The organism is Paracoccus sp. KR1-242 (assembly GCF_049446195.1).
GTDB lineage: Bacteria > Pseudomonadota > Alphaproteobacteria > Rhodobacterales > Rhodobacteraceae > Paracoccus > Paracoccus broussonetiae.
In genome coordinates this window covers 239,373-264,825 of record NZ_JBMSED010000002.1, presented here as the reverse complement: position 1 = coordinate 264,825, position 25,453 = coordinate 239,373, and the positions used below count along the sequence as shown (strand labels likewise).

At 65.5% G+C, this 25,453-nt stretch carries 22 protein-coding genes; 3 read left to right on the top strand and 19 right to left on the bottom strand.

Annotated elements, in window-relative coordinates; all coding sequences use genetic code 11:
- Nucleotides 1–16: 16 nt before the first annotated feature.
- Together ACO2Q4_RS04715 and ACO2Q4_RS04710 are read right to left on the bottom strand one after the other, a co-directional pair.
- Nucleotides 17–472: a hypothetical protein gene (locus ACO2Q4_RS04715; protein WP_423317639.1), complete on the bottom strand. Its 456-nt coding sequence runs from the start codon at nucleotides 470–472 to the stop codon at nucleotides 17–19.
- 198 nt (nucleotides 473–670) lie between these two features.
- A complete protein-coding gene (locus tag ACO2Q4_RS04710) occupies nucleotides 671–1,246 on the bottom strand; it encodes a PRC-barrel domain-containing protein (RefSeq protein ID WP_423317637.1) in 576 nt (191 codons plus the stop codon).
- 266 nt (nucleotides 1,247–1,512) lie between these two features.
- On the opposite strand from ACO2Q4_RS04710, the gene ACO2Q4_RS04705 reads away from it, so the two are divergent.
- From ACO2Q4_RS04705 to ACO2Q4_RS04695, 3 genes are all read left to right on the top strand, one after another.
- On the top strand, nucleotides 1,513–2,118 hold the full coding sequence (locus tag ACO2Q4_RS04705) for a hypothetical protein (RefSeq protein WP_423317635.1): 606 nt from the start codon (nucleotides 1,513–1,515) through the stop codon (nucleotides 2,116–2,118).
- The gene (locus ACO2Q4_RS04700; protein ID WP_423317633.1) at nucleotides 2,115–3,179 is read left to right on the top strand and encodes a YihY/virulence factor BrkB family protein; all 1,065 of its coding nucleotides are present in this window, start codon (nucleotides 2,115–2,117) and stop codon (nucleotides 3,177–3,179) included. The genes ACO2Q4_RS04705 and ACO2Q4_RS04700 overlap by 4 nt, the downstream gene beginning before the upstream one ends.
- A gap of 191 nt (nucleotides 3,180–3,370) precedes the next feature.
- On the top strand, nucleotides 3,371–3,667 hold the full coding sequence (locus tag ACO2Q4_RS04695; protein ID WP_311759399.1) for a PRC-barrel domain-containing protein: 297 nt from the start codon (nucleotides 3,371–3,373) through the stop codon (nucleotides 3,665–3,667).
- 93 nt (nucleotides 3,668–3,760) lie between these two features.
- On the opposite strand, the gene ACO2Q4_RS04690 is transcribed toward ACO2Q4_RS04695, so the two are convergent.
- The 17 genes from ACO2Q4_RS04690 to tssB form a co-directional block, all read right to left on the bottom strand.
- Nucleotides 3,761–4,474, bottom strand: a complete 714-nt coding sequence (locus tag ACO2Q4_RS04690) for a PP2C family protein-serine/threonine phosphatase (protein ID WP_423317630.1) — start codon at nucleotides 4,472–4,474, stop codon at nucleotides 3,761–3,763.
- Nucleotides 4,471–5,121 carry a type VI secretion system-associated protein TagF gene (gene tagF / locus ACO2Q4_RS04685; protein ID WP_423317628.1) on the bottom strand — a complete coding sequence of 217 codons (651 nt, stop codon included), beginning with the start codon at nucleotides 5,119–5,121 and terminating at the stop codon, nucleotides 4,471–4,473. The genes ACO2Q4_RS04690 and tagF overlap by 4 nt, the downstream gene beginning before the upstream one ends.
- Nucleotide 5,122: 1 nt before the next feature.
- Nucleotides 5,123–8,725: a type VI secretion system membrane subunit TssM gene (tssM, locus tag ACO2Q4_RS04680; RefSeq protein WP_423317626.1), complete on the bottom strand. Its 3,603-nt coding sequence runs from the start codon at nucleotides 8,723–8,725 to the stop codon at nucleotides 5,123–5,125.
- Nucleotides 8,725–10,116, bottom strand: coding sequence for a type VI secretion system protein TssL, long form (gene tssL, locus ACO2Q4_RS04675; RefSeq protein ID WP_423317624.1), 1,392 nt, complete (start codon nucleotides 10,114–10,116; stop codon nucleotides 8,725–8,727). The genes tssM and tssL overlap by 1 nt, the downstream gene beginning before the upstream one ends.
- Nucleotides 10,117–10,128: 12 nt before the next feature.
- The gene (tssK, locus tag ACO2Q4_RS04670) at nucleotides 10,129–11,469 is read right to left on the bottom strand and encodes a type VI secretion system baseplate subunit TssK (RefSeq protein WP_311759404.1); all 1,341 of its coding nucleotides are present in this window, start codon (nucleotides 11,467–11,469) and stop codon (nucleotides 10,129–10,131) included.
- A gap of 22 nt (nucleotides 11,470–11,491) precedes the next feature.
- Nucleotides 11,492–12,916 (bottom strand): type VI secretion system-associated FHA domain protein TagH, encoded by a 1,425-nt coding sequence (gene tagH / locus ACO2Q4_RS04665; protein WP_423317622.1) that lies wholly within the window; start codon nucleotides 12,914–12,916, stop codon nucleotides 11,492–11,494.
- 1 nt (nucleotide 12,917) lies between these two features.
- The gene (locus ACO2Q4_RS04660; RefSeq protein WP_311759406.1) at nucleotides 12,918–13,208 is read right to left on the bottom strand and encodes a PAAR domain-containing protein; all 291 of its coding nucleotides are present in this window, start codon (nucleotides 13,206–13,208) and stop codon (nucleotides 12,918–12,920) included.
- Nucleotides 13,205–13,786: a DUF6931 family protein gene (locus ACO2Q4_RS04655; RefSeq protein ID WP_395131965.1), complete on the bottom strand. Its 582-nt coding sequence runs from the start codon at nucleotides 13,784–13,786 to the stop codon at nucleotides 13,205–13,207. The genes ACO2Q4_RS04660 and ACO2Q4_RS04655 overlap by 4 nt, the downstream gene beginning before the upstream one ends.
- 12 nt (nucleotides 13,787–13,798) lie before the next feature.
- A complete protein-coding gene (locus ACO2Q4_RS04650; RefSeq protein ID WP_423317619.1) occupies nucleotides 13,799–15,859 on the bottom strand; it encodes a type VI secretion system Vgr family protein in 2,061 nt (686 codons plus the stop codon).
- 31 nt (nucleotides 15,860–15,890) lie between these two features.
- On the bottom strand, nucleotides 15,891–18,602 hold the full coding sequence (gene tssH / locus ACO2Q4_RS04645) for a type VI secretion system ATPase TssH (RefSeq protein WP_423317617.1): 2,712 nt from the start codon (nucleotides 18,600–18,602) through the stop codon (nucleotides 15,891–15,893).
- A gap of 12 nt (nucleotides 18,603–18,614) precedes the next feature.
- Nucleotides 18,615–19,649, bottom strand: a complete 1,035-nt coding sequence (gene tssG, locus ACO2Q4_RS04640; protein WP_423317615.1) for a type VI secretion system baseplate subunit TssG — start codon at nucleotides 19,647–19,649, stop codon at nucleotides 18,615–18,617.
- Nucleotides 19,613–21,487, bottom strand: a complete 1,875-nt coding sequence (tssF, locus tag ACO2Q4_RS04635) for a type VI secretion system baseplate subunit TssF (protein ID WP_423317613.1) — start codon at nucleotides 21,485–21,487, stop codon at nucleotides 19,613–19,615. Before tssF ends, tssG begins: the two co-directional genes overlap by 37 nt.
- 4 nt (nucleotides 21,488–21,491) lie before the next feature.
- On the bottom strand, nucleotides 21,492–21,989 hold the full coding sequence (gene tssE / locus ACO2Q4_RS04630; RefSeq protein ID WP_423317611.1) for a type VI secretion system baseplate subunit TssE: 498 nt from the start codon (nucleotides 21,987–21,989) through the stop codon (nucleotides 21,492–21,494).
- Nucleotides 21,982–22,791, bottom strand: coding sequence for a type VI secretion system accessory protein TagJ (locus tag ACO2Q4_RS04625; protein WP_395131954.1), 810 nt, complete (start codon nucleotides 22,789–22,791; stop codon nucleotides 21,982–21,984). Before ACO2Q4_RS04625 ends, tssE begins: the two co-directional genes overlap by 8 nt.
- A gap of 61 nt (nucleotides 22,792–22,852) precedes the next feature.
- Entirely contained in the window at nucleotides 22,853–23,344 is a 492-nt protein-coding gene (locus ACO2Q4_RS04620) for an Hcp family type VI secretion system effector (protein ID WP_311759414.1), read from the bottom strand.
- Between the two features lie 76 nt (nucleotides 23,345–23,420).
- On the bottom strand, nucleotides 23,421–24,914 hold the full coding sequence (gene tssC, locus ACO2Q4_RS04615; RefSeq protein ID WP_311759415.1) for a type VI secretion system contractile sheath large subunit: 1,494 nt from the start codon (nucleotides 24,912–24,914) through the stop codon (nucleotides 23,421–23,423).
- A 3-nt stretch (nucleotides 24,915–24,917) separates the two neighbouring features.
- The gene (tssB, locus tag ACO2Q4_RS04610; RefSeq protein ID WP_311759416.1) at nucleotides 24,918–25,421 is read right to left on the bottom strand and encodes a type VI secretion system contractile sheath small subunit; all 504 of its coding nucleotides are present in this window, start codon (nucleotides 25,419–25,421) and stop codon (nucleotides 24,918–24,920) included.
- Between the last annotated feature and the right edge of the window lie 32 nt (nucleotides 25,422–25,453).

The following is a 25,453-nucleotide window of genomic DNA, read 5'->3' as shown; positions in this document are numbered from 1 at the left end:
CGGCCTCCGGTCGTCCTCAACCGGCTTTCGCGGCCTCCAGCGCCTTCATGCAGGCTTCCTCATCGCCTGCGGCCAAAGCTGCGCGCGCCTCTGCCAGCGATGCGTCTGGTGCCATCCCCTGGGTCGCTTCGGCGGCTGCCGTGGGTTTGCCCTCTTGCTGCGCCTGGGCATCGTCCGCGGACATGGCCTGATTGGTCTTGTCGGCATTCCCCTGGCCTTCCAGCGGAGCAAGCGTGCCGTCCTTTGCGACCCCGTCCGAGGCTGGCTTTTCCGGGCTGGCCGCTGCCTGTTGCCCCTGCGTGGCCGATCCGTCCTGCATCGGGGCCAGAGAGCCGTCCTTGGAAATGCCCTCCGCCGGGGCTGATGCGGTGCTGTCCAGTTTGGCGATCTCTGCCGCACAGTCGGCTTGCGCCGCCAGCGCCGAGACAGTGACAAGCGCGCCACTTGCGACGATCATGCAATATCTGTTCATCCTCAGTCCTCCAGATTGTTGGCACGTCCCTTCGCTTCCGAGGGCCAAACCTGAAGGGGGGGCGTTTGTTCCAGCCGCGGACAGACCATTCCCCAGCCCCGCAATCCCCCAAGGTCAGAAAGACGCCCGGCCAAGAAAAACCCCCGCCCCAAGGATGAGGCGGAGGTTGGTCGTCAAACCCTGCTGGCAAGGCCGGTGTCACATGTCCGGCCACTCAAAGGCGGGCGCGGCCTCCAGTGCTGCCTTGTCTGCGGTGAAGACGATGAAATAGTCGTTTTCCGAGTCCCCGTCGCGGATCACGCGCAGCTGGTCCATGGACACGGCCACGGATTTCTCACCCATGCCAAGGAAGCCGCCCACGTCGACAAGCACCGCCTTCAGCTGGCCGTCCTTGCTTAGCACCAGATCACTGATTTCGCCGACATCGTCCCAGCCCTTGTCGACTTCGTTGATCTGGGCGCCGGGATCGACATCCGTTTCCGACGTGTAAAGCCGCTTGCCGATGAAGGTTTCGGCGGACATGTCGCCAGCCGTCGCCATATAGCTAAATCCGGCCGCAGGGGCAGTTGTGGCTGCGTCAGCCGGGGCCGCATCAGCCGGGGCAACCGCCGCATCCGGCGCGGGGGCGGCAGGCGGGGTCACCGCACCGTCCGCGGGCATCGTCGTCGCAGGCGCGTCGGTCGTGGCGGGCGCTGCCGGATCCGGCGCGGTTTGGGCAAGAGCGGGGCCAGCCAGAATTGCGATAACTGCGGAAGTGGCAAAAAGCTTGTTCATGTCTCGATCTCCTCTTGTCTCCGGTGTCAGCCGGTTGCGGGTCCAACAGGCGGCAGGCCCCGATGTTCCCAAGGAAAAATTATTGTGACCCGGGCATCTGATACGCCTCGAAAGCGTTTGGCGCGCGGTCCCGCGCGCGCGATGCCCCCCCCACGGCTGGATCCGGGGCGCAGAAACGTAGGACCGCTTCCGCGCCGGGTTTCGTCATGGAACCGAATGCGGCGCTGCGGGATTGGCATCCCAAAGAAGAAAAGGATCCGAGCAAAATGAACTTGCAACTTCGCCACGGGCAGTCGGGGCAGCGCGCCGAAAATGGTCATGAGGTCATGGCGTTTTCCGCGCGCCCGCACGCGCAGCTGCTGGCCCAAGGGTTCACGCGCGGACATTATTCGAGCGTCCTTCAGGTCGGCTGCACGGCAGACGAAACCGCCGCGCAGCTTGCCGGACGGGCCGACAGGTATCTGGTCATCGACGACGCCCCCCGCGCAGTCGAGCGCGAGCGGGCAAGACTGATCTGCCGTCCGCAGGCAAGGGCAAGGCACGCGTCCATTCCCGGCCAATGGCCCCGCCGCGAATTCGATCTGATCCTGCTGTCGGATATCATCGCCCGGCTTGGGCGGGGGGAACTGCGCCTGCTTGCGCAGCGCTGCGCCGAAAGCCTGAGCGATTGTGGCGAGCTGGTGATCTTCTCCGACCTGACGGACGGACAACGAAGCCAACGCCTCGCGGCAGCCGAAGAGATCGGCAACGCGCTTGGCCAGTTGCGGCAGATCCAGCTGACCCGGCATGCATCCGCGCCGGGCTATCTGCACCAGACCATCCTTGCGCGGCATGTGGCCCCTTCGCGTCGCGAGACATTCGAGGCGGCATGAAACCCGGCCCGCACGCGCCAGACCAACTCGCCGGCGCTGCGGCGGCTTCTCCGGCAAGGATTCCCGCAAGGGGATGGAAGCAGATCTTCGGCCGGTTCAGGAAAGAGCTTGTCGAGGATCACGTTTCCGTCGTCGCGGCGGGCATTGCCTTTTACGGGCTGCTTGCGCTTTTTCCGTCCATCGTCGCCCTGGTCGGGATCTCGGGTCTTTTCCTTGATCCCTCGGATCTGGGCGGCGAACTCGCGCGCTACTCCTCGCGTCTGCCGCCAAGCGCTGCAGAGATCATCAGGGGACAGGTCGTCTCTGTCACCGGAGCCAGCGGCACCAGCAGCGGAGTGGTGGCGCTTTCCGGGCTGGTCCTGGCGATCTATGGCTCGATGAAAGGTGTCATGACCCTGATCGAGGGCCTGAACATCGCCTATGATGCCGACGAGGAACGGGGCATCGTCCGGCTTTATGTCACGGGATTCGTACTGACGGTGGCGATCCTTTTCGGCTTTCTGATCACCTTGGCGCTGGCGCTGCTTCTGCCCTCCATCGTCGGCCTTTTGCCGCTGGGCGGCTTTGCGGAAGCGGTCATTCCCTGGGCAAGCTGGGTGATCCTGGCGCTGTTCACGATGGCGGGCCTGGCCTTCATCTATCGCTTCGGACCCTCACGGTCACAGCCGCGCTGGCGCTGGATCAGCCCCGGCGCGGCGGCGGCCACCCTGATCTGGATCATCGCGACGGCCGGGTTCTCGGTTTATGTCCAGTATCTGGGCACCTATTCCGAGACATATGGCGCATTGGGCGGGGTGGTCATCCTGCTGACCTGGCTGTGGCTGTCGGCCTTTGTCGTGCTGTCGGGGGCCGAACTCAACGCCGAGATCGAGAAGCAGGCAACCGGCGCGCATTTGGTCCCGCCGATCACCCCGCCGATTATCCCACCGGGGGATGCGCACATGCCCGTCACCGCCACGCAGCATCCCCGCCGCCTGTCGCCCCTTTTCCTGCTGACCGGGCTGATGATCTGGCAGGCATTACGTCGAAAAGACCGGGACGCCCCGCCCCATCGCCGATAGGGCCGACAGTCGCGCGGCACGATCAAGGGTGAAATCTTGCCCGCACCCCGGAAACATTCCGCCGAGTCGTGGGTTGGCAGGTCCTTGGAAAAGGGCGGGTCAGCCCCGAACGCGCAAAGGAAATCGGGATCCGGGCCGGACTGTCCGGGGGGACGCCTTTTTCACCCTGCAAGCCACTGAAAGGACCTGACATGGACCACACATTGCACCAGCGTCTCGATGAGACCGAAAAGACCGATGCCGTGCTGACGGGCGCGACCATCTATGGCCCTGACGATGAAACGGTGGGGACCGTCTCGCATCTTCATGGCGTGGGCTCGGACGCCGAGATTGTCATTGATGTCGGCGGCTTTCTGGGCATCGGGGCAAAACCCGTCGTCATTCGCGTGGCCGAGATCGACTTCATGCGCGACGAAGATGGCACGGTCCACGGCGTCACCCGCTTCGACAAAGAGGCGCTGAAGGCGCTGCCAGAGCATCATCACTGACACTTCCCGGCGCTGGACGAATGACGCCGCGCGCGACGCGTCGGCGTCATCCATCCGCTGGCCCGGTCAAGCCGCGCCCCACGATCGCCGGGCCTAGGCCGCATCCACCACCACGACCGAGATATTGTCCGCCCCGCCGCCGTCCAATGCGGTCTGGATCAGTCTGGCGCACAGGATCTCCAGCGGGGTGCCGGTGACGATGGCGCGCAGATCGTCGAAATCCGCGTATTTCGTCAGCCCGTCCGAGCAAAGCAGGAAACGGTCGCCGCGCCTGATGTCGCCGCGGATCTTGTCAAGCTCCAGCACCTCACCCACGCCGACCGCGCGGGTGATGGCATTGGCATGGGGGTGGCCCTCGGCGTCGCGCCATGACATCGCGCCTGCCCTGACCAGATCACCGGCAAGGGAATGGTCCGAAGTCAGCAATTCGATCCCGCCATCGCGAAAGCGGTAAAGACGGCTGTCGCCGACCCAGAAGGCGACGAAGTGGTTGTTCGCCACCAGAAGCGCCACCACGGTCGCCCCGATGATCGCGCCGTTTCGACGTGCGGTTTCGGCGCGGATGGTGTCGTGGCTGGCCAAAAGCGCGTCGCGCAGGGCATGCATCGCCTCGGCGGGCGCCAACCCCACGGCGACCGAGGCGACCGTCGCAGCCACGGTCTGGCTGGCGAAATCCCCCGATTCATGCCCGCCCATCCCGTCCGAGACCAGCCAGATCCGCTGCTCGGGCAGTGACAGAATGGAATCCTCGTTCACGCTGCGCACGTTCCCGATATGGGTCGCACTGCTGTAGAACAGTTGGGTCATGGTTGAAGTCCCGCAGGGTCGATCAACTGGGCGAAACGGGCGGCGGGGGGCATGCCGGCGGACAGGAACAGGCACTGTCCCTCCGGCATCAGGGCCGAAAACAGCGCCGGGCGCGGAAATTCCCGCCCCGCCAGCATTGCCGCCAGCGCCGGGGCGGGATCGCTGGCCCGAAGCCACAGGAAGCCGGGCGCGGCTGCACCATCGCTGGCTTCCAGGGCGGTGGAGGCGGGTATCGGCGACAGGCGCTCTTTCAGCGATGCGGCGGACAGGTCCTGATCCAGCGCGGACAGCGCCACCTTTTCCAGGGCATCGAATTGCGCGCCCGCGGACAGGTGCGCGGCCACCGGGTCGACCCCGTCGTGCAAGGCGCGCACCAGGGTCAGCGGGAACTGCCGCCCCGCCTGATCGACCGATGCCATCAGCACCCCCTGCGCAGCTTCGGCCCCTGCAAGTCCGGGTGCCAGCGTGAATCGCCAGATCGGAGCCGACAGGTAGCAATCATCCCATCGGCCTGCCAGCGCCGCCCGCGCCGCCAGAATGCCGGATTGCAGCCAGACGTCCCAGCCCGCGACGAAATCCGCGGCCACGCCGAAGCGGAAGAAGTCGCCCAGCCCCGGCATCTTTCCAAAGGCCCCGAACGCGGCCATCTCAGAACGACGCCGGGCACGAGAACTCTCCCAGCGCGGCCAGCGCAAAGGGGTTCATGACCGAGCCTGATTGCATCCCGAAAATGGCGATGCGCCCGCCCACCTTGAAAATCACCCGCGTGCGGTCGCTGACATTCGTGCGGCGGATCTCGGCAGCGTCCAGCAATCGAAACAGCGCCCAGGGTCCGTCCCGCGCAATCGAGTTCTCGGATCCTTGCCGGGGTGGGTCCATGAACACCCTGCCCATCCCGACCGCCCCCGGCCAGGTGATCGCGGCGGGGGCGGGTTGGCTCTGCCCCTGAACAAAGCCGACCCGCGTGCCGTCAAGCTCCAGCAGGATCGCGTTGGCCTGCGGGTCCAGCGCCTCGGGGGTGATCTGGAACTGGACCTGCGGCGTCGCGCCCGTGGCAAAGAAGGCATCGCGGATGTCCGACGCGTGCTGCATCTGAAGCAGGACCTGCGGCGAGATGCCAAGATCGGTGTCGTTCACCTTGCGGAAGGTCCAGGGCCGGCTGCGCCGGTCCACATGCTCGGCCAGGTTCTCGGAAAAGAACTTGTCGATCAATGCTCCCGGCGCGAACAGGCTGGTGAAATCCTGAATCGAGATATCCGCCGCCGCGCGCCTGCTGAACGGGTATTTGTTGGTGGTGGCCTGCTGGCACAGCGGCAGGACCTCGGCCTGCCATTTCGCGTTGATCGAGGCGCGGGTCCCGTCGGCGGCGATCCCCGAAGACCCGGCCACGACCTGCGACACCCAGCGCTGGATCGGAACCGGAAGCTGCGAGGCGACCTGAACCAGCTTCTGGATCGCGGGGGCCGAGTTTTCGGCCTTTGCCGCGCCACCCGCGAAGGCCAGCTTGTTCAGTTCCTGGTTCAGGTCCGCCAGACTGGCGATCAGCGTGTCGACGGGCGAAGGCGCGCCGTCCTGTGCCGTCACCAAGGCCTGGATGGCCTCGAACCGCTTCTGGACATAGCTGCCCTGGGGGACCGGCTCCCCGCCCGGAACCTCTGGCGCGGATAATGCATCCAGAATCTTGCGGCTTTGCGCGGGCAAGGTGGACAGCGCCCCGCTGGGCAGCACCTTCACTGGCAGGGCGGCCGCGACCGCGCCCACATCCGCCGCCACCTCTCCGCCGGTCTTACTGTCCGCCGGGGCCGGGGTGGGGTCGTCGACATCGGCAAGCCTTGTTTCCTTTGCGATTGCCTCAAGCACATGGCGGATGGGGGATGCGGGGCCGGACAGGACATTCGTCACCTCGACCGCATGGGGCAGCGATTGCAGGGGCACGATGTCCAGATCGGACAGCATCTGGTCATAACGCGCGACGTAATCGTTATAGTAAAGCGCCAGGATGTCGCGGGACAGCGCGGTCAGCGCGTCCTGGGACAGTTGCTGGGATGCCGCGGGCCCCAGCACGAAGGCGTCGCGCTGGATCTGTGCCGAGACGCGCAAGGCTTCGGGCAGAAAGACCTCGTGGAAACCGCGGCGGGTATAGATGCCCTCGATGCCCTCGTTCAGCGGCTTGCCCGATGACCGGACAAAGGCCCGCGCAATGGCCGGGCCGCCGATGTCCGTCGGGCGCCACGCGGGCAGTTGCCTGGCCATGTCGGTTTGCATGATGCCCTTGTAGATCCGCTGGGCCTGCGGCATCCGCGTCAGCACGTCCTGGACCTGCGCGACCAGATCGGCGTTCAGGTCGATCTTCTGCATCGGCGCCGACAGCAGGGCGTCCAGATGCTGCGCCAGAACCGCACGCAACTCGTCCCGGCTGGACCCGGCATAGGCGCGCGACCAGTCCGCCGCAAGCAGGTCCTCGACCATGTCGCGATCCATCGGCCCGACCTGACCCAGCATCAGATAGACCTTGAGCAGATCGAAAAGCGCCACCTGATCGTTGATGCTGCTTTGCATCTGGTCCTCAAGCCGGACCAGCAGGCGGGGCAGAAAGTGGCGGTTCAGCGCGGCCCGATAGGCAAGGCGACCTTCATTCCCAAGCACCGCGGACTGGTCCAGCCCCCAACCAAGCCCCGCCCGCGTCAACGGCACGCCCGCGCCGGGGATGGTGCGCAGATATTCCAGCGCGGGCACGACCAGCGGCAGGTCGCTGTCGGCCACTGGCCCGGGCGGGATCGTCGCGGCGGCCGCTCGATAACCTTCGACCTGGGTTTCGACCTGTTCCCGCAGGCGCGTATTGTCCTGCCACAGATTGTGCCACAGAATGCCGACCGCCACGGCGGAAAGCACCGTCGCCGTGATGGCCGCGTATCTGGTCCAGCGATAGCGCCGCTCGACCTTGTCATCGGCGCTGACCAGTCCCGCCTCGGGGAAGATCACGCCATCCAGCAGCCGCGTCAGGAAGAAGCTGCGCCCCGTCCCCTGCCCCGAGCCGATGGCCTGCCGCCCGATGCCGAAGCTGCGCGCCATGCCCATCATCAGCCGGTCGATGGGCGTGCCCTCTTGCGTGCTGGAAACGAAATACACACCGCGCAGAAGCTGTGCGTGTTCATAGCGGTTTTCCTGGAACACCTCGGTCACGAAATCCCTTGCCAGCCGCCGGACGGATGCCAGCTGCCCCGGGAACCCCGCGATCAGGCTGCGGCGCTGCGGATCGGTTTCGCTTTGCATCCGCTCCAGAACATGCGCGTTCAGGCGGGCCATCAGCAGGTCGAATTCTTCGTCGAAGGCGGCGGATGAGGAAGGCTGCGTCTTGCCCTGCGGCAGCGGCAGGGTGAATCCCCAGACCTGCTCGCGCAGTTCCTTGGGCAGGCGGTCATAGGTCTCGGAAAAGCCAGCAATCAGGTCGGCCTTGGTAAACATCATGTAGACCGGAAAACGCACGCCCAGCTTTTCGCGCAACTCGTGCAACCTGCGCCGGATCGCGGCGGCATTGGCCTTTTGCGTCACCGGATCCTGCATCAGCAGGTCGGACAGTCCAAAGGCCACGATCGCGCCATTGATCGGCTGCCGGCGCCGGTATTTCTTGAGCAGGGCCAGAAAGCCCATCCAGCCGGCATTGTCCGCGCTGGCATCGCTTTTCTGCGTGGTATAGCGCCCGGCGGTATCGATCAGCACCGCGCCATCGGTGAACCACCAATCGCAGTTGCGCGTCCCCCCGACACCGCCGATCGAGCCCGCCCCCATCTCTTCGGCCAAGGGGAAGTTCAGGCCGGAATTGACGATGGCGGTGGTCTTGCCCGTGCCGGGCGGGCCGATGATGACATACCAGGGCAGGACCGCCAGATGCCGCCCGCCGCCCTTGGTCCGGCGCAGTTTCGACAGGGCCTGCTTCAGCTTGTCGCGCAGGTCGGCCAGTTCGGCCTCGACGCCAAGATCGGTCAAAGGCTCGGGGTCGGCGGTGGCGACGATTTCCTCGGCCATCTTCGTTTCGCGCTTCTGCCCGCGCAAAAGCAGGACCAGCACCATCAGCAACGAGGCGATCCACAGGATGGCCAGCCCCACCAGACGCCCCGGCACCTCGACAAAGGGGCGGGCCTCTCCGAAGGCGAAGAAGGGGCCAAGCAGCCACAGGACCGCGGAAAGCACCAGAGTCAGGATCACCGTGATCCCGATCGACGATCCCAGGGCCGCCAGAACCTTGCGCATCACTTCACCGCCTTTTCGGTAGCGGAGACCGAGGCATCAGGTACGCCTTCCCGCTGCAGGACGATCTCGATCCGGCGATTTTCGGCCCGCCCCGCGGCCGTGTCGTTCGGGGCGATGGGTTCGCGATCGGCGCGCCCCTCGGCGGTCAGGCGCGCGGGATCGGCAATTTGGGTCGCCAGCATCTTGCGCACGCTTTCCGCCCGCGCCAGCGACAGGTGCATGTTCGAGGGGAAGCGGGCCGAGCGGATCGGCTGGCTGTCCGAGTGGCCCGCGATCAGCACAGGGCCGCTGGTTTCTGCAAGCGCGGCCGCCACGCGTGAGATCGGGGCCTTGAACTCGGGTTTCAGCACGTCCGAGCCCGAGCCGAACATCCCCGCCCCCTTCATGCGAATGGTGATGGTGTTGGCATCCTGAAAGACGGTGACCAGCTTTTCCTCGATCTCGGCGCTGAGAAAGCCGGCGATGCGCTTCATCTGTTCTTCGTCATAGACCGGGGCAGCCGCGACCGGCGGCGCGCGGCGGGCCAGTTCCGGGGGCGGGCCGCTTTCCAGCGTGGTCATGGTGCCCAAAAGCCGTTCCGTCCTGGAGGACAGCGCCCAGGACAGGCTGAGAAAGCCCATTGCGCCAATGGCCGCCATGACCGTCGCCGCGATCCAGAAGGGCCGCCATGCCGAAAGCGCCCGGAAGGGTTTTTGCACCCCCTTCCAATGCGGTGACAGGTCGGATTCCACGGGGCCGCGCTGCTGCCTGATCGTGGAGGCCAGCCCCTGGCGCACCTGCAGGTGGCGATCCGCGCCGCCATTCTCGACGCGCAGCCGCCCCTCGAAGCCCAGGGACAGGCACATGAACAGGAATTCCAGCAGGACGATATTGCGCGCCGGATCCTGCTCAAGCCGCGACAGCAGATCATAGAAACGGTCGCCACCGACGGTTTCGCGGTGAAAGGTGCTGACAAGGCTTTGTTCGCCCCAGCCCGAGGTTCCACCCCAGGGAGTGTTCAGAACCACATCGTCCAGCGTCGCGCAAATGGCATAGCGCGCGACCTTGACCTGCTGGGGGTCGCAGCCGCGCCTCATGGCGTCGGTTTCAAAGCTGCGCACGCCTGCGATTACCGCCTGACGCAGGGCCTCGGGGTCGGTGTGCTGCGCGCGATTGCGGATGCGACTGATAAGCGCGAACAGCGTGGCGGCACTGGCAACCAGCGGGTTCATTCCGGTCAGGCTGTCATCCAGCGCGGAATCCGCCGGCTCTGGCGCGGGCGCGGCCATGGGCGCATGGGCCTCGACCGGGGGGGCAGATGCGATCCCGGCCCGACGCCCGCCGGGATTGGGGCGGATCACCGTCCGGTCGGTGTCGTCGGGTTCCGCAAAAGGATCTTCGTCAACCGTCATCGCCGGCCATCCTTACCCATGCCGTATCGCCCAAAGCTCCATCTTCAGGCCGGGGTAATCTCCGGCCACATGCACCGCGATCCCGCCCGAGGTGGGCATCCTTCCCCATGCCGGGCTGTCGGGGGCGACCTCGAAATAGACCATGTTCGCGTGATAGGGGATCTGGCGTGGCGCGACCGGCAGCGGGCGCAAGGCGATCCCCGGCAGGGCCGAGTTCACCATCTGGCGGATCTCCTCGACCGGGCCCAGCTTGGCCTGATCGGCGAAATGGCGGCGGATGTTTTCCGAGGGCGTGTCGGCGCTGACCGCCAGCACGAACCCGGCATTGCCGATCAGCTTGCGATCCGCGATCAGCCCCACCGAAATACCGTATTTGCGCGCCTCAAGCGGGATCGAGACGGCATTCTGTTCCAGCACCGCCGACAGGTAGCGGCGCAGCATCCGGATCACCGGCGCGAAGGTCGCGTTCAGGTCGTGATGCTGATAGGGCGGAAATTGCGGCACCTGCTTGTCGGCGGCCATGAAGGTGGACAGCTCGCCCGCCAGCGCGACGCAATCGCGGTAAAGCTGCACCGGATGTCCGTTTTCGATATTCCCCAGATGGCGAAAGACCGGCAGGTTGCGATTGATCGCCATCAGCAGCAGGAAATCCTGCAGCTCTGCCGCGCCCCGCACCGAACCCGAGGCCTGAAGCCGTCCCGCCAGCGCCTGCATCCTGTGGTCAAGAAGACCGTCGATCTCGCGCACCAGCGCCTCGAGCACGGGCGCCGCGCGCAGATCCAGCACCGAGGGAATGAAGGCGCGGTCCAGAACCACCTCGCGGTCGGGGCGAACCTCGATGACGCGGGCAATCGGAATGGTCAGGCGGTCGCTCAGGTCATCGACCGCAAGGCCGAATTGCATCCGAAGCTGTCCCACGACCAGCCGCGCCGACTTGCGGCCCGCGCCCATCGTGTCGGTCACTTCGATCTCGGCGGGGCGCAATCGCGCCGCGGACATGTCCAGCCCGGACATGTCGACCTCGGCCGCGCCCTGCCTGCGCGCGGGCAAGGTCAGCAGCACGACGCAATCCTTGATCGTCGCGGGCACCTCAAGCGCGGGGGGATGGTCGTCGGATTCGGGCAGGCGAAAGGCGGTCCCGTCCGGCCACAGCCCCGCCGCCGAACGCAGCGCGACGCGCCCCGACTTCAGCGCGTCGGGATCGATTTCCATTGCCGTCAGCCCCCAGCCATAGGGGACCAGCGCGCGCGCAAGCCCCGCGCGCATGGCTTCGGCGTGGCGGTCGCCCTGCTGGAAATGGTGCGGCTGAAGGAACATCCCTTCGGTCCAGAGCACTTTGCTATCCCAGGCCATGCCAGCACTGTCCTTCCTGTGGTTACTTCAGACGCTCAAGCTGCTTTCGATAGGCGCGCGCAAATTCATGCGCGAACAGGTCCTGAAAATCGTTTTCGGCCTGATCGGCGATTTCGGCGTAATGGGCTTCGTAGATTTCCCAGTAGCGCGCCTTGCGGCCCTTGATGAAGCCGCCGATCCCGCCCCCCGCGGTCAGGCGCGATTCCAGCGTCTTGGGGTCGAACTTGCGCAACAGATCCTTCAGCGCGGCCTCGATCCCGGTCAGCATGGCGACCTCATGCGCCTTCAGATCGTCCAGCGCCTGCGTCGCCGCGACATCCGCGGGCAGCCAGCCGGGCGCGGTGGGAAACACCATCGCCTCGACCGCCTGACCGGGGCTGACGCTGAATTTCAGCGGGTTGTTCCCCCCGGCCGAGATGACGGTCTGGCCAAGGCTCAGCTCCTGCTTGATCGAGGCGCGGGTCATCAGCACCTCGCGTAGCCCCTCGATCATGCTGCGCATCGCCTGCCCAAGCCGGGTCATTGCGGCGACCATGTCGGCATCGGGGATCGCCATATGCCCCGCGCCAAGCGCCTCAAGAAAGGCACGGGTCGCGGCGTCCGGCCCTGTGACGGACGGCGGCTCCGGCGCGAGATGACGGGGCGGAGGCGGCGGCTCCGGCGCAGGTTCGGCCAAAGTCGGGTCCGGCAGATCAGCCGGTGGCGGGGCGGCGTCGGATGCGTCGGGTTGGGTCGGCTCGGGCGGTTCGGTCAGGTCGTCCCAGTCGTCGGGAATGGTGTCGCGGACACGAGGTGCGGCGAAATGGTCCTGCGCGGGCGCGGCACGCTCCAGCATCGAGGCCCCCACTGACGGATCCTCGTCCGGGAGGTCTTCCAGATCATCGGGCGAAAGCGGCGGCAAAAGCCCGTCCTCGCCCAGTTTGGGCCGCGACACGCTGGCGGGTCCGCGCAACGGCGCCGCGCCCAGCAGATCGTCCAGAAAATCGCGCTCGCCGCTGTCCTCGGGCAGGAACTGGTTCCCGGCGGGTTGGTTTGGCGGGGGATAGGGCGCGGGTCCGGGCACCATGTCGGCAGGAACCGGATCGTCGGGCAAGGGATCGGGGATCAGGTCCTGCCGCGCGGGCGAGGCACCGGGCGTCACGCTGACCAGCAGCTCATAGCCCCCGAGGGTCAGGATGTCGCCGTCGCTCAGCGGTGTCGGCACCCGGCCAAGGGGGATCTTGCCATAGTTCAGGAAGGTGCCGTTCGCGGAAAAGTCGATGACGACGAAGCTGCCGCCCTGGTCTTCGATCGTGCAATGCCGCTTGGACAGCTGGCGATCCGGATCGGGAAGCACCAGGTCGTTTTCCGGCGCGCGCCCGATGGTCAGCGCCGTTCCGCGCAGCACGACGGGCTGGGCATTGCTGGGGACGATTCCGGTGGTCTGAAAGCGCAGCGTGACCGCCATCCTATCCCCCCGTCAGGACCGTCATGGCGCCCAGGACGATCGCCCCCCCGCCAGCGCAGGGATCCACCCCCATGCGCGCCGCCGGCAGGCACGAGATCAGCACCGTGGCCGAGCCCTTGACGATCGGATGCGGGCCCGGGGGCAACACGCCCGCGCACAGGTCGGTGATCCTTGCCGCGGGCAGGTATTGCACCAGAACGGTCGGCGCGCATGGCCCGGTGATCGGCGCGGGCGCACCCAGGCTGAGGGCGCAGATATGGCTGTCGGTCAACCGGGCCTGAGGGAACGTCATGGCTGGCCCCTTCCGTTTCCGCCGCGCGCAATGTCCAAGCCGCGATCGATCAGGCGCGCGGTCTCGGTCCTGAAATCTCCTGCGCGGCGCGCGATGCACAGGACATTCATCCCGAAAGAGGCCGCCTCGGACGCGCCGGGGGGCGCGGGAAGGCGGGCCAGATCCCCCGCGCCCAGCGTGCCATCGGCAAAGACCGCCGCAGTCGCGCACAGGGTCAGGTCGTCGTCGGGATCGGCAGCCTCAAGCGCCTGCCGGGCGGCGGCCTTGGTCTCGTCGCCGGGCTTGCGCACCCATGCCTCGGCCGTGGTCAGAGTCGGCGGCGCCCCGGCATCAGGGGCCAGCGTGTCGCGGGCGGCAAGACATGCCCACCAGACCCTTTCGCGCGGCGGCAGGGCGACCGACAGCAGGCGCAGAATGTCCATGTCCGCCGCCTTCTGGTCCAGGACCGACAGCGTCTGGGCCACATCCGCGCTGGCGGGCAGCCCGGTCCTTTCGACAAGACGCGCATTGGCCGCGGCCAGCATCCGCGCCGCCGGACCGGACGGGATCTTGCGCAACCCTTCGAAACGCGAAACCACGGGGCCGTCCTCCTAGTTTATCATGGTAAGCGCGCCCTTCAGGATCAGGATCGCGTCACCCTTGACGGTTGTCATCGGCGCCTTCGCCTCGATCATCGCGGTGCCCTCGACCTTGATCATCGCGCCCTTCACGGTGACGCCGGTCTGGTCGATCTTGATGGAGCTGGCGCCGACCTGCAGCAGGATCTCCTGCATCGCCTCAAGCTTGATCTTGCCAAGCGCGGTCGTCAGCGAGAAATTCCCCTGCGAGACATCATGCGTCACGTTCCCGGTCTGAACGGTCTCGCTGACGTTCCCCCGTTCGACGATCGCGGTCACGTTCCCCGTCACCTTCAGGTCGGACTTGCCCTCGATGGTTTCCGTCTTGTCCTTCTTGATCGCGATGGTCTGGTTCCCCTCCGCGACGGTAAAGCTGTGGTCGCCGGTCTTCAGGGTCTCGGTCAGATTGCGATGGACCGTCAGGGTCATGTCGCCCTTGTCCTGCTTTTCCGGCCCGACGGTGATGGTGGCATTGTTCTTGACGATCTGAGTATAGTCCTTTTCCGCCTGAAAGCGGACCAGCTCTTCGCCTTTCTTGTCTTCGAACATCAGCTCGTTGAAGCCGCCGCCTTCCTTCGACGAATTGGTCTTGATGCCGGACTGTGTCTGGTTCGCGGGCAAGGTCCAGGGCGGCATGGTATTGGCGTTGTAAAGCATGCCCAGGATGATCGGCCGGTCGGGATCGCCATTCTCGAACCCCACCAGAACCTCTTGCCCGATGCGCGGGATCGAGACCATGCCCCAGGACTTGCCCGTCCAGGGCTGGACGACACGCACGAAAATCCCCGCCTTGTCGTCCATCTTGCCAAGGCGATCCCAGAAGAACTGGACCCGGACCCGGCCATATTTGTCGGTGTGGATTTCCTCTCCGGCCGGTCCGACGACGGTCGCGGTCATTACGCCCGGCACCTCGGGCCAGGGCGTCAGCAGCGGCGCGCGGAACTGAACCGATTTCGGGATGCTGCCGAAACGGGTCATGTTGGCATCGGTCCGCATTTCGGACGGCAGGGGCAGGATGTCCTGGGGCGAATCGACCTCCGTCGGGTCGGTCTGAAAGGCATGGCTGGTCGTGGTGACAAGATATTCGCCATCCGGGGCGTTCTGCGGATGGTGGTTGATCTGCGTTGTCGATCCGGCCGCCAGCCGCATGTCCGAAGTCACCCCCGACCACAAGGCATGCCGGGCGGCCTCGGCCTCCATCAGGACGCGGGCGCGGGCCTTGCCCAGCCCGGTTTCCCGGAAATGCCCCGGCGAGAGGTAGTTCTCATATTCCCTGTGGCTATGGCGGCCCTTGGGCAAAGCCTGCACGGCCATCAGCTTCGCGTTCGATTTTTCAAAGTTCTGGTCGGCCAGCGTGACCTTGCCCGTCGTCAGCGCCGCCATCCCGTGCAGGTCGCGCACGCGGTTCTGCTGGGGCACGTTGTTGGTCAGGTCATCGTCATATTCCAGCGCCTCTCCCGGCATCGGATCATGGCCGCTGATCGCATCGACCAGCACCATCGTCTCGGTCTGGCCTTCATGCGTGAAGTAATAGGAGATCCCCTCTTCCTCCATCAGGCGGGACAGGAAGTCGAAATCGGTTTCGCGATATTGCAGGCAATAATCCCGGCGTTCGTATTGCTGGGTCAGGCGGTTCTTCAGGCTGCCCGACAGCCCGTAATCGCCCAACACCTTCTGCACGATCTCGGGCGTGCTTTCGTTCTGGAAGACGCGGCATTCCTTCGTGCGCCCCAGCAGCCAGATGCGCGAGCGCGCCTCCAGCAGATAACGCCCATAGGCGCGCCACACGCCCCGGTATTCCGCCGAAATGCAAAGTCCGCGGAAAACCCGCGAGACGTCCCCGTTCTCGGATTCAATGGACAGGTCAAGTGCCTTGCCGACAAAGTCGCCAAGCACAAGGCTTCTGTCCTTGGACAGCACCTCGATCCGGGTTTCAGTGATCTGGCTCAGCCCTTCAAGCACAAGCGCGCGGCGAACCTGAAGACCTTCGACCGGGCCTTCACCCATCACGTTCAAGAACAGCTTGTTCCCCATCGCCTGAAACCTCCTTTCCGCAGTGCAATCATCACGGGTGCAGCCCCTGCCCGTCGAAATCATAGGTGAACCTGTTGTCGGCCACGTCGACGCGCACGCCTTCGACCGGTTTTCCGTCAAGCATGCGGCGCAGGAACTCGGCCGAGATCTCGGGCAGCATCGTGTTGGTCACGATCGCGTCGATCATGCGGCCACCCGACTCGACCTCCTGGCAGCGGGCGACGATCGTGTCGACGACCGCGTCCGAATAGGTAAAGGGCACGTCATGCGTTTCCTGCACCCGGCGGGCAATGCGGTCCAGTTGCAGGCGGGTGATCTTGCCGATCATGTCCGGGGACAAGGGATAATAGGGGATCACCACCAGCCGACCCAGCAGCGCCGCCGGGAACACCTTCAGCAAGGGGTCGCGCAGGGCCTTGGCAATCCCTTCGGGTTCCGGCTGCAGGTCGGGGTCGCCGCACAGGTCCATGATCAGTTCCGAGCCGACATTCGACGTCAGTAGGATAAGGGTGTTCTTGAAGTCGATGCGCCGCCCCTCGCCATCCTCCATCACGCCCTTGTCAAAGACCTGGAAAAACAGCTCGTGCACGTCGGGATGGGCCTTTTCGACCTCGTCCAGCAGCACGACGGAATAGGGCTTGCGGCGCACGGCCTCGGTCAGGACGCCGCCCTCGCCATAACCGACATAGCCCGGAGGCGCGCCCTTGAGGCTGCTGACGGTATGCGCCTCCTGATATTCGCTCATGTTGATGGTGATAAGGTTGTGCTCGCCGCCATACATCAGCTCGGACAGCGCCAGCGCGGTTTCGGTCTTGCCCACGCCCGAGGTGCCCGCCAGCAGGAACACCCCCACCGGTTTCGAGGGATTGTCCAACCCCGCGCGGCTGGTATGTACGCGCTTCGCGATCATCTGCATCGCGTGGTCCTGCCCGATCACACGGCGGGCCAGATGCTGGTCCAGTTCCAGCACCGTGCGGATCTGGTCGCCGACCATCCGCCCCACCGGAATGCCGGTCCAGTCGCCGATGACCGAGGCGACCGCCTGCTCGTCCACGATCGGCAGGATCAGCGGCGCTTCGCCCTGCAGGGCGGCAAGTTCGGCATTCCTGGCCTTCAGCTCGGCCAGCAGCGCGGCGCGATCCGGGTCCGGCGGGGGCGCGTCCGGGTCCGTGGGCGTGTCCGGGGCCGCATCTGCGGTTGCGCCGCCCTCGCGAAGCTTGGCGCGCAGGGCAAGGATCGCCTCGACCACGGATTTTTCGGTTTCCCATTTCTGCGTCAGCTCGGCCAGCCGCGCTTCTTCCTGCGCGCGCGCCTCGGTGATGGCAGCGCGGCGGTCATCGACGGCATAACCTGCGGTCTCGTCCCGGTCGATGATGCCCAGCTCGGTCTCGAACGCATCGATGCGCTTGCGGGCGTCATCCACTGCCGCGGGCACCGCATGCTGGCTGATCGAGACGCGCGCCGCCGCCGTATCCAGCACGCTGACCGCCTTGTCGGGTAGCTGCCGGACGGGGATATAGCGCGCGGACAGCGCCACCGCCGCCTCGATCCCCTCGTCCAGGATCTGCACGCGGTGGTGCTTTTCAAGAATCCCCGCGATGCCGCGCATCATCGTCACGGCCTTGGGGATCGAGGGCTCATCCACCACCACCGTCTGGAAGCGCCGGGTCAGTGCCGGGTCCTTTTCGATATGGCGCTTGTATTCGGCCCATGTGGTCGCGCCGATGGTGCGCAGGGTGCCGCGCGCCAGCGCCGGTTTCAGCAGGTTGGCCGCATCCCCGGTCCCCGCCGCCCCGCCCGCGCCGATCAGCGTATGGGTTTCGTCGATGAACATGATGATCGGGGTGGCCGAGGCCTGCACCTCTTCGATCACCTGCTTCAGGCGGTTCTCGAATTCGCCCTTCATGCTGGCGCCGGCCTGCAGCAGGCCGACATCCAGCGCAAGGATGCGGGCGTCCTTCAGAGAGGGCGGCACGTCGCCGCGCGCGATGCGCAGGGCAAATCCCTCGACCACGGCGGTCTTGCCCACCCCGGCCTCGCCCGTCAGGATCGGGTTGTTCTGCCGCCGCCGCATCAGCACGTCCATAACCTGCCGGATTTCCTCGTCCCGACCCATGATCGGGTCGATCTTGCCGTCGCGCGCGGCCTGCGTCATGTCCGTGCAGTATTTCTTCAGCGCCTCTTCCTTGCCCATCTCGGCCGGGGACAGGGCGCCCGAGGCCTCGCCCGGCTCGGCCCCGCCGCCCGCGGTCGCGGTCATCGCATCCTCGGGCGAGCCGTCGGTGATCTTGAAGAAATGCTCGGACAGGTCGTCGGCGCTGATCTTTCCGAACTCGGCCGAGATCCCGGTCAGGATCCGCTTCAGTTCCGGCGTTTTCAGCATGCCCAGCACAAGATGCCCGGTGCGCACCCGCACCGCCGAATACATCAGCGAGCCGTAGACCCAGCCCCGCTCCATCGCGTCCATCAGGTGCTGGGACAGGTCGATGATGGCGCTGGCCCCGCGCGGCAGCGCGTCAAGCGCGCGCTGCATGTCGGCGGCCAGCCGCGCCTCGTCCAGACCGTGGTGGCGCAGGATGCGCATCACGTCGCTGTCGGGCTGGTTCAGGATCTGCGCCAGCCAATGCACGATCTCGACATAGGGATTGCCCCGCAGCTTGCAAAAGACGGTCGCGCCCTCGACGGTCTGGTAGCCAAGCTGGTTCAGTTTGCCAAACAGGGCGACGCGGCTGATTTCTGTCATCTTCGCTGTTTCCTATGCTGCGGCCCGGTCCGCCATTTCGGGCGGCGAGAGGTGAAGATCATCCGCATCCGCCGCGCTTGGCCTTGCGCCAAGCCAGGATGTCAGGCCCAATCGAGTGTCGCCGTCCAGGCAGGTCTGGGGCACCTGATCCGCGCGCAGGACCAGCACGACATCCCAATCCAGCGCCAGACCGCAATAGTTGCGCACGATCGCCGCCAACCGCTCCAGCGCCGGGGTGCCCGGTAGAAGGCGGTCGTAATCGGCGCGCGACAGGGGCCCAAGCCGCAAGCGGAACTTGGCCGTACGCGACCAGACCCTTTCGCCGATGCAGGTTCCCAGACCCAGCCCGGAGCCTGAGCCCAGCCGCCAGCGGTCGTCCGGCTCAAGCTCAAGCCAGCAGCCGACGAATTCCTCGACCGCGACACCGGTGTCGAAGAAGGTCGAGACGATCGCCCGCAACCCGTCGGGATGGCGGGGACCGGGCGACAGGAAGGCGGCGAAATGGCGGCGCGCCAGATCGGGCATCGCGTCCCGGTTCTGGAAGGCCGGACCGGCATGGCCCGACAGCGCGGCGATCTTGCGCTCGATCCGCCCGCCCATCCCGCGGTCCAGATCCGCCGCGGGCTGGCCCGTGGTCCAGGCGCGATAGAAAAGCTGCGCCAGCCTGTGGGTCAGCAGATCGGCGAAGGCCACCAGCGTCGGGTCGCGCTGGTTGATCATGCGGTCGCGGGCATAGTCGGTCAGGTGCAGGGGCAGCGGTCCGTGCGGACCGAAAAGACCGAAGGCCTGCTGGCGCAGCTGACCGCGACCCGCGCCATCGGGCGGGTCGAAACGCGTGATCGTGTGCGGGGGAAAGGCGGTCGAGGGATCCTGCCCAAGGCGAAGGGGATCTTCGCGCGGGCGGCGCGCGGTGCCAAATGGGGGATGGTCGGCGAAATGCGCCTCGATCACGCGCAGCGCGTGAAAAAGGTGAAAGCGGGGAAACGACGCGACCAGATGGTCGTAATGCGTCACAGCACCCGCCCCAGACCGCTTTGCGGAGTCCATCGCGCGAGTTCCCCCCTTTGGCTGGTTTCCAGGACTGTCTCGGTAAAGCTGTTGATGGTGACGTGGCGGCGCAGGAACCGCTCAAGCACCGAGGCAAGCACATAGGTGCCGGCCCCCTCGAACGCGCCCTCGTCCATGCGCAGGCGGATCTCAAGCCCGCGCACGGCGGTGGACAGCAACCCGTCCGAGATGCGCCGGACGATGGGGCGGGTGTCCACCCCCACAAGCCCCTCGATCTGCCGCAGGACGGCGCGGTCGGCCAAGGGGGCATAAAGACCCAGCAATTCGCGCAAGGCGGCCGCGCCGCTGCCCCCGGCCGTATCCGCAAGCGACAGGTAGTTCAGCCCCAGATGCCCGATCAGGCGCCAGGCGACCTCGCCCTGGGCAAGGGACGGGCGTGGCCGCGTCGGGGCCACGGCGACCAGCACCGCCGAGACCGGGCCGCATTCGGGCATGTGGAACAGGTTCCGCGCGCCCGAGCCCAGCAACAGCGGCAGGTCGCGGTTCGTGACCAGCGCGCGCACCGCAAGCTGCTGGATGCCCGGCGGCCAGGGCGCCATTGCCGGATCCACCAGCGCCAGCCAGATCTCGGACCCAAGATAGGATGTGCGCGTGCCCGCCAGATGCTCTCGCTCGGTGCGCTGGCGAAAGCGGCGGTTGATCTGGAAATAGGCGGGATGGCGCGAGCCCGCGGCGGTCAGCTCGTCGGTCGAGAAGAACGGACGGAATGTCAGGTTGTCCTGCCCCTCGCCGCTGATCCCGGCAACCGACAGGATGCTGTGCACCTCATGATCCAGCGGCGCATTGCGGTCGGGAACAAGGTGATGCTCGGTGTCGCGTTCCGACAGCATGACCCGGTCGCAACGCTTTTCGAACAGGTTGACGGCGGGCACGGCAAAAAGGGTAAAGGCATCGGGTGCGATCCCATGCGCCAGATCGGCCCGCCCCTTTCGCAGCAGGATATAGATGTCCACCGCATCCTGCGTTGCCCGTGCAAGGCCCGGACCAAGGCCGGTCAGGTCGACAAAATGGAAGCGTTCGGGCAGCGCGAAATATTCCTGCAGCAGGCGGTAGCCGTCAAAGCTGGCCCGCGGCGTGGGCAGCAATGCCTCGTCAGGCGAAAATCCCCGCGGCTCGACCCCGCCGGGCAGCGGCAACACCCAGTCGTCGCGACGGTCGGTCGAGCGCGCGACCAGTCCGGTCGTTTCGGTGCAAAGCAGTTCGTGCAGCGCCCAGCCGCTGGCGGCATGGCCGCCAAGAAACAGGGTCAGCCGCTCGATCGGCAGCGCCCCGATCAGCCCGCCATCGGCGCGGGCCAGTCGCAGGCGAATGGCGGCCCGCGCCTCGCCCGCGCCGGCGACGCCAAGGGCGACCAGCGCGCCGCGTCCGTCGATATATTCGGCCTCGGCAATGCGAATGGGCCAAAGCGTCACCTCGGCCGCGCTGCGGAATTGGCAGGCGGTCTGCTGACCGGCGCTGAGTTCCGCGTGCAGGGCGCTGTGACGCGGCACGCGATACCCCTCGGCCAGCGCCGGATTGGCCAGATCGGGCACCAGTTGCGCGATCATCATCGACGGGGTCGGCGAAAGGTAATGCGGATAGACGATCTCGCACAGGGCCGAGGAAAAGGCCGGGTATTGCAGCTCAAGTTCCAGCTGGACGCGGGCCGACAGAAAGGCCGCGCCTTCCAGCAACCGCTCGACATAGGGGTCCACGACCTCGGTGCCGTCCATGCCCAGCCGCGCCGCGATCTTGGGAAAGGATTGCGCGAATTCGACGCCCATCTCGCGCAGATAGGAAAGCTCGGCCTCGTAATGGCGCAGCAGCCGGATATCCATCGTCCTATCCTGTCCGGGCCACGGTCGCCTCGCCCGTGGTCATGTCGATCTGGGTGCGCAGATAAAGCTCGGACGGGATCGGTTGCGCCCAGATGTCGGCGCGGATGTTGAAGACGACCTGTGCGCCCTTGGAGGCCGACGGGTCGCCGGCCTGTATGTCCAGCGAACCGGCGCGCAGGCGCGGCTCGAAGGTTTCGATCGCGCGCTGGATGGATTGACGCAGCATCGCCGTCCGCGCCGGCCCTGCAGACTGCCCCGAGATGCTGGCGACCCCATAGCACAGGACCGACCGCGCCGCCTGCGGGAACAGCGCCGGATCGACCCCGTTGCCGCTGCTGGTGGTGTTCATCAGCCAGGACAGGTCGCGCAGCACGATCTCGCGCAGGCGCCGCAGGTCGATCACCCATTCCTCACGCGGTTCCTGCGTCACCTCGCGCTGGTTGTCGGTGAGCCGGTCAAGAAGCGAGGGTTGCAGCCGCTCGGTGATGGTCTGGTCAGCCATCGACGCGCCCCGGATCCAGCCGCAGCGCGCGCAGGTCCATCAGCGGCAGGTCGCCCGCATCAGTCGTCAGAAGGCGCTGTCCGGTCCCCGCCCAGGTCTCGCTGCCCAGATCGCGCCAGTCGGTGGCCAGCGCCATCCGCGCGGCACCGCTGCCATCGCGGGTTGTTTCGGGATAGCGGGTGGGGATCAGGGCCACCGTCTCGCCTCCATTTGCGAAGGTCAGGTTGGCCGGCATCCAGACCCGGTCGCGCAGGTCCGTCGGTGGCTCGATCCGCACGGCGGACAGGCGGTCAAAGGGCAGCCAGTAGTATTTCCCGTCAATCGTCGCCTCAAGAACCGGGCCAAGGCGCATGTCCGCGTCGGCGATCCAGGTGAAGGCCGTCCCGTCGGCCTCGCCAGAGGTCGCAGGCGCACTGTCGAAAGCCTGCGCGCGCAGGTCGGCGGCCCGGCTGTCCTGCCCCTGCGACAGCGCCTGCAGCGCCTCGATCTGCAGGGCGATCCAGCCGGGCGGCTCGCCAAGGACCAAGGGGAGCTTTTCGCCCTGAAAGACCTTTTCGCGGAAGACCTCGCAGATGATCGCTTCGCGATAGGTCTGCGCCATCGGCAGGGCCAATGCGTCCAACTCGGCGCAAAGCTTCAGCTGCGTGATCGCCCTTTTCCAATCGCCCTGAATGCAAAGCAACTGGAACAGGAATATGCGCAGCTTCGCATCACCGGGATGGGCCCGTATCTCGGCCGAAAGCGCGGCAAGCGCACCCTCGGGGTCGCCTGCCTTCAGATAGCCATCCGGTGTCACCGGCATCCTCCCAGCGGAAAAGGGAACCGCGACCCCGGGACAGCCGGGGCCGTAGATGCTTTGCGGGTCAAGCGTCGACGTTCTCGGCGATGTTGAACGTCACGTCCGGCGTCAGGCCCTTGTCGCCCGTTTTCTTCTGTTCGGTATAGGTCAGCTTGACCTTCGCGAAGTTCAGGGTGATGTTTTCGGTCAGCCGATCCTCGCCACCGCTGCCGCCGGTCGAATAGCTGGTGATGATTACCTCCTCCATCTCGATATGGAGATAATCCAGCGGCTTGTCCCCGGCCTTGCGCATGATCAGTTCGGCCTTGGCGTGGTGGGTGCCTTTGAGGGTTGATTTGATCAGATCGGTCGAGGCCAGGTCGATATATTTCGTGACCGAAATATCCTGGACATTGGCCTTGCCACCGCCGCCACCGCCGCCGGTATGGGTCGTCCCCGAGTTGGAAACGCCCCAGCTCCAGGCCAGGATGTCAATCCAGCCCTTGTCGCCCGAATATGTCGCGTCCCTTGCCTCGCCCTTGATCTCACCGACCTTGAGAAACATGTCTACTGCCAATTGACTTCTCCCTAGAGTGATATGGTTTGCGATGATCGTTCAGGGCCCGCCCCGCAATAAGGGCGGGATTATCGTCTCAGGCCTTTTCACTGGGCAGCTTGGACACCAGCCGCAGTGAAACGGTCAGTCCCTCAAGCTGGTAATGCGGTCGCAGATAAAAACGCGAGGTGTAATAGCCGGGATTGCCCTCGACATCCACGACTTCGACGCTGGCATTGGCCAAAGGCTTTCTGGCCTTGTCATTCTCGCTGGAGGTGGCGGGGTTCGGATCGACATATTGCAGGATCCAGCTGTTCAGCCATTTCTCCATGTCGGCCCGGCTTTTATAGGACCCGATCTTGTCGCGGACCATGCATTTCAGGAAATGCGCAAAGCGGCAGGTCGCGAACAGATAAGGCAGACGTGCCGCCAGATTGGCATTGGCCGTGGCATCCGGGTCGTCATATTCCGCAGGTTTCTGCAAGGATTGCGCGCCGATGAAGGCGGCAATGTCGGTATTCTTGCGATGGACCAGCGGCATCATCCCGTTTTTCGCCAATTCCGCCTCGCGCCGGTCGTCGATGGCGATTTCGGTCGGACATTTCATGTCCACCCCGCCATCATCGGTCGGGAAGGTATGCGTGGGCAGCCCCTCCAATGCGCCGCCCGATTCCACGCCACGGATGCGCGAACACCAGCCGTATTGCTTGAAACTGCGGTTGATGTTCATGGCCATTCCATAGGCCGCGTTGATCCATGAGAAATTGGCGGAGTTTCCGTCCGCTGTGTCCTCCTCGAATGCGAATTCCTCGATCGGGTTGGATTTCGCGCCATAGGGGCGGCGCGCCAGAAAGCGCGGCATTGCCAGCCCCAGATAACGGCTGTCGTCACTTTCGCGCAGGCTTTTCCAGCTGGCATATTCCGGCGTGCTCATGATCTTGGTCAGATCGCGCGGATTGGCCAGTTCCTGCCAGCTTTCGAACTGCATCAAGGCCGGGTCCGCACCGGTGATGAAAGGTGCATGGGCGGCCGCCGCGATCTTGGCCATCTCGCCCAGCATCTCGACATCCGGGCCGGAATGGTCGAAGAAGTAATCGCCGACAAGGCAACCGTAAGGTTCGCCGCCCAATTGGCTGAATTCCTCGGTATAGATCTTCTTGAAGATCGGCGACTGGTCCCAGGCCGCGCCCTTGAATTTCTTCAAGGTCTTGGCAAGATCCTTTTTCGAGATGCTGTAGACGCGGATCTTCAGCATTTCGTCGGTTTCGGTGTTGTTCACCAGAAAATGCAACCCGCGCCACGCGCTTTCAAGCTGTTGATATTCCGGGTTGTGGATGATGGCATTGACCTGTTCGGCAAGCTTTCGATCGATCTCGGCAATCATGGATTCGATCGAATGGACCACGTCTTCCGAGATCAGCGCCGTATTGGACAGCGCCTGCTGCGCCAGCGTCTTAACTGCGGATTCCACGGCCGAGCGCGCCTGATCGGTGCGAGGCTTGAATTCCTTGGTCAGAAGGTTGGCGAATGCGCTTTCATCCAGCGCCACGGCGGCCGCGGCATCCTGGGACTGGGCTTCCCGTTCCACCATGTCTCATTCCTCTCCTTCTGCGGGTTTGGGGGCAGCGGCAAGGCTTTGCAGAAGCGCGGGATCGTTCATCGCCTTGGCGATCAGATCCTCGGCCCCAGGCTTGCCATCCATATAGGTGACGAGGTTGGACAACTGGTTGCGCGCCTCGACCAGCTTGCGCAGCGGCTCAAGCTTCTGCGCGATCGCGCCGGGCGAGAAATCCTCCATGCTTTCAAAGGTCATATCGACGGAAAGATTGCCCTCTCCCGTCAGGGTATTGGGCACGCTGAAGGCCACGCGCGGGGCCATCGCCTTCAGGCGGTTGTCGAAATTGTCGATGTCAATTTCAAGAAACTTCCTGTCGGCGATGCCGGGCTGCGGCGTGTTCGACTTGCCCGCCAGATCCGCCATGACCCCCATCACGAAGGGCAGCTGGATCTTCTTTTCGGCACCATACAATTCGATGTCGTATTCGATCTGGACCCGTGGCGCGCGGTTCCGCGCGATGAACTTCTGTGAACTTGCCATCCGTCGCTCCCCCTTGGTTCGGCCGCCTTCCG

Bases quoted from the DNA above. Each gene is read 5' to 3' on its own strand.
- ACO2Q4_RS04715 (WP_423317639.1), bottom strand. From the start codon at position 472: ATGAACAGATATTGCATGATCGTCGCAAGTGGCGCGCTTGTCACTGTC.
- ACO2Q4_RS04710 (WP_423317637.1), bottom strand. From the start codon at position 1,246: ATGAACAAGCTTTTTGCCACTTCCGCAGTTATCGCAATTCTGGCTGGC.
- ACO2Q4_RS04705 (WP_423317635.1), top strand. From the start codon at position 1,513: ATGAACTTGCAACTTCGCCACGGGCAGTCGGGGCAGCGCGCCGAAAAT.
- ACO2Q4_RS04700 (WP_423317633.1), top strand. From the start codon at position 2,115: ATGAAACCCGGCCCGCACGCGCCAGACCAACTCGCCGGCGCTGCGGCG.
- ACO2Q4_RS04695 (WP_311759399.1), top strand. From the start codon at position 3,371: ATGGACCACACATTGCACCAGCGTCTCGATGAGACCGAAAAGACCGAT.
- ACO2Q4_RS04690 (WP_423317630.1), bottom strand. From the start codon at position 4,474: ATGACCCAACTGTTCTACAGCAGTGCGACCCATATCGGGAACGTGCGC.
- tagF (WP_423317628.1), bottom strand. From the start codon at position 5,121: ATGGCCGCGTTCGGGGCCTTTGGAAAGATGCCGGGGCTGGGCGACTTC.
- tssM (WP_423317626.1), bottom strand. From the start codon at position 8,725: ATGCGCAAGGTTCTGGCGGCCCTGGGATCGTCGATCGGGATCACGGTG.
- tssL (WP_423317624.1), bottom strand. From the start codon at position 10,116: ATGACGGTTGACGAAGATCCTTTTGCGGAACCCGACGACACCGACCGG.
- tssK (WP_311759404.1), bottom strand. From the start codon at position 11,469: ATGGCCTGGGATAGCAAAGTGCTCTGGACCGAAGGGATGTTCCTTCAG.
- tagH (WP_423317622.1), bottom strand. From the start codon at position 12,916: ATGGCGGTCACGCTGCGCTTTCAGACCACCGGAATCGTCCCCAGCAAT.
- ACO2Q4_RS04660 (WP_311759406.1), bottom strand. From the start codon at position 13,208: ATGACGTTCCCTCAGGCCCGGTTGACCGACAGCCATATCTGCGCCCTC.
- ACO2Q4_RS04650 (WP_423317619.1), bottom strand. From the start codon at position 15,859: ATGGGGAACAAGCTGTTCTTGAACGTGATGGGTGAAGGCCCGGTCGAA.
- tssH (WP_423317617.1), bottom strand. From the start codon at position 18,602: ATGACAGAAATCAGCCGCGTCGCCCTGTTTGGCAAACTGAACCAGCTT.
- tssG (WP_423317615.1), bottom strand. From the start codon at position 19,649: ATGGACTCCGCAAAGCGGTCTGGGGCGGGTGCTGTGACGCATTACGAC.
- tssF (WP_423317613.1), bottom strand. From the start codon at position 21,487: ATGGATATCCGGCTGCTGCGCCATTACGAGGCCGAGCTTTCCTATCTG.
- tssE (WP_423317611.1), bottom strand. From the start codon at position 21,989: ATGGCTGACCAGACCATCACCGAGCGGCTGCAACCCTCGCTTCTTGAC.
- ACO2Q4_RS04625 (WP_395131954.1), bottom strand. From the start codon at position 22,791: ATGCCGGTGACACCGGATGGCTATCTGAAGGCAGGCGACCCCGAGGGT.
- tssC (WP_311759415.1), bottom strand. From the start codon at position 24,914: ATGGTGGAACGGGAAGCCCAGTCCCAGGATGCCGCGGCCGCCGTGGCG.
- tssB (WP_311759416.1), bottom strand. From the start codon at position 25,421: ATGGCAAGTTCACAGAAGTTCATCGCGCGGAACCGCGCGCCACGGGTC.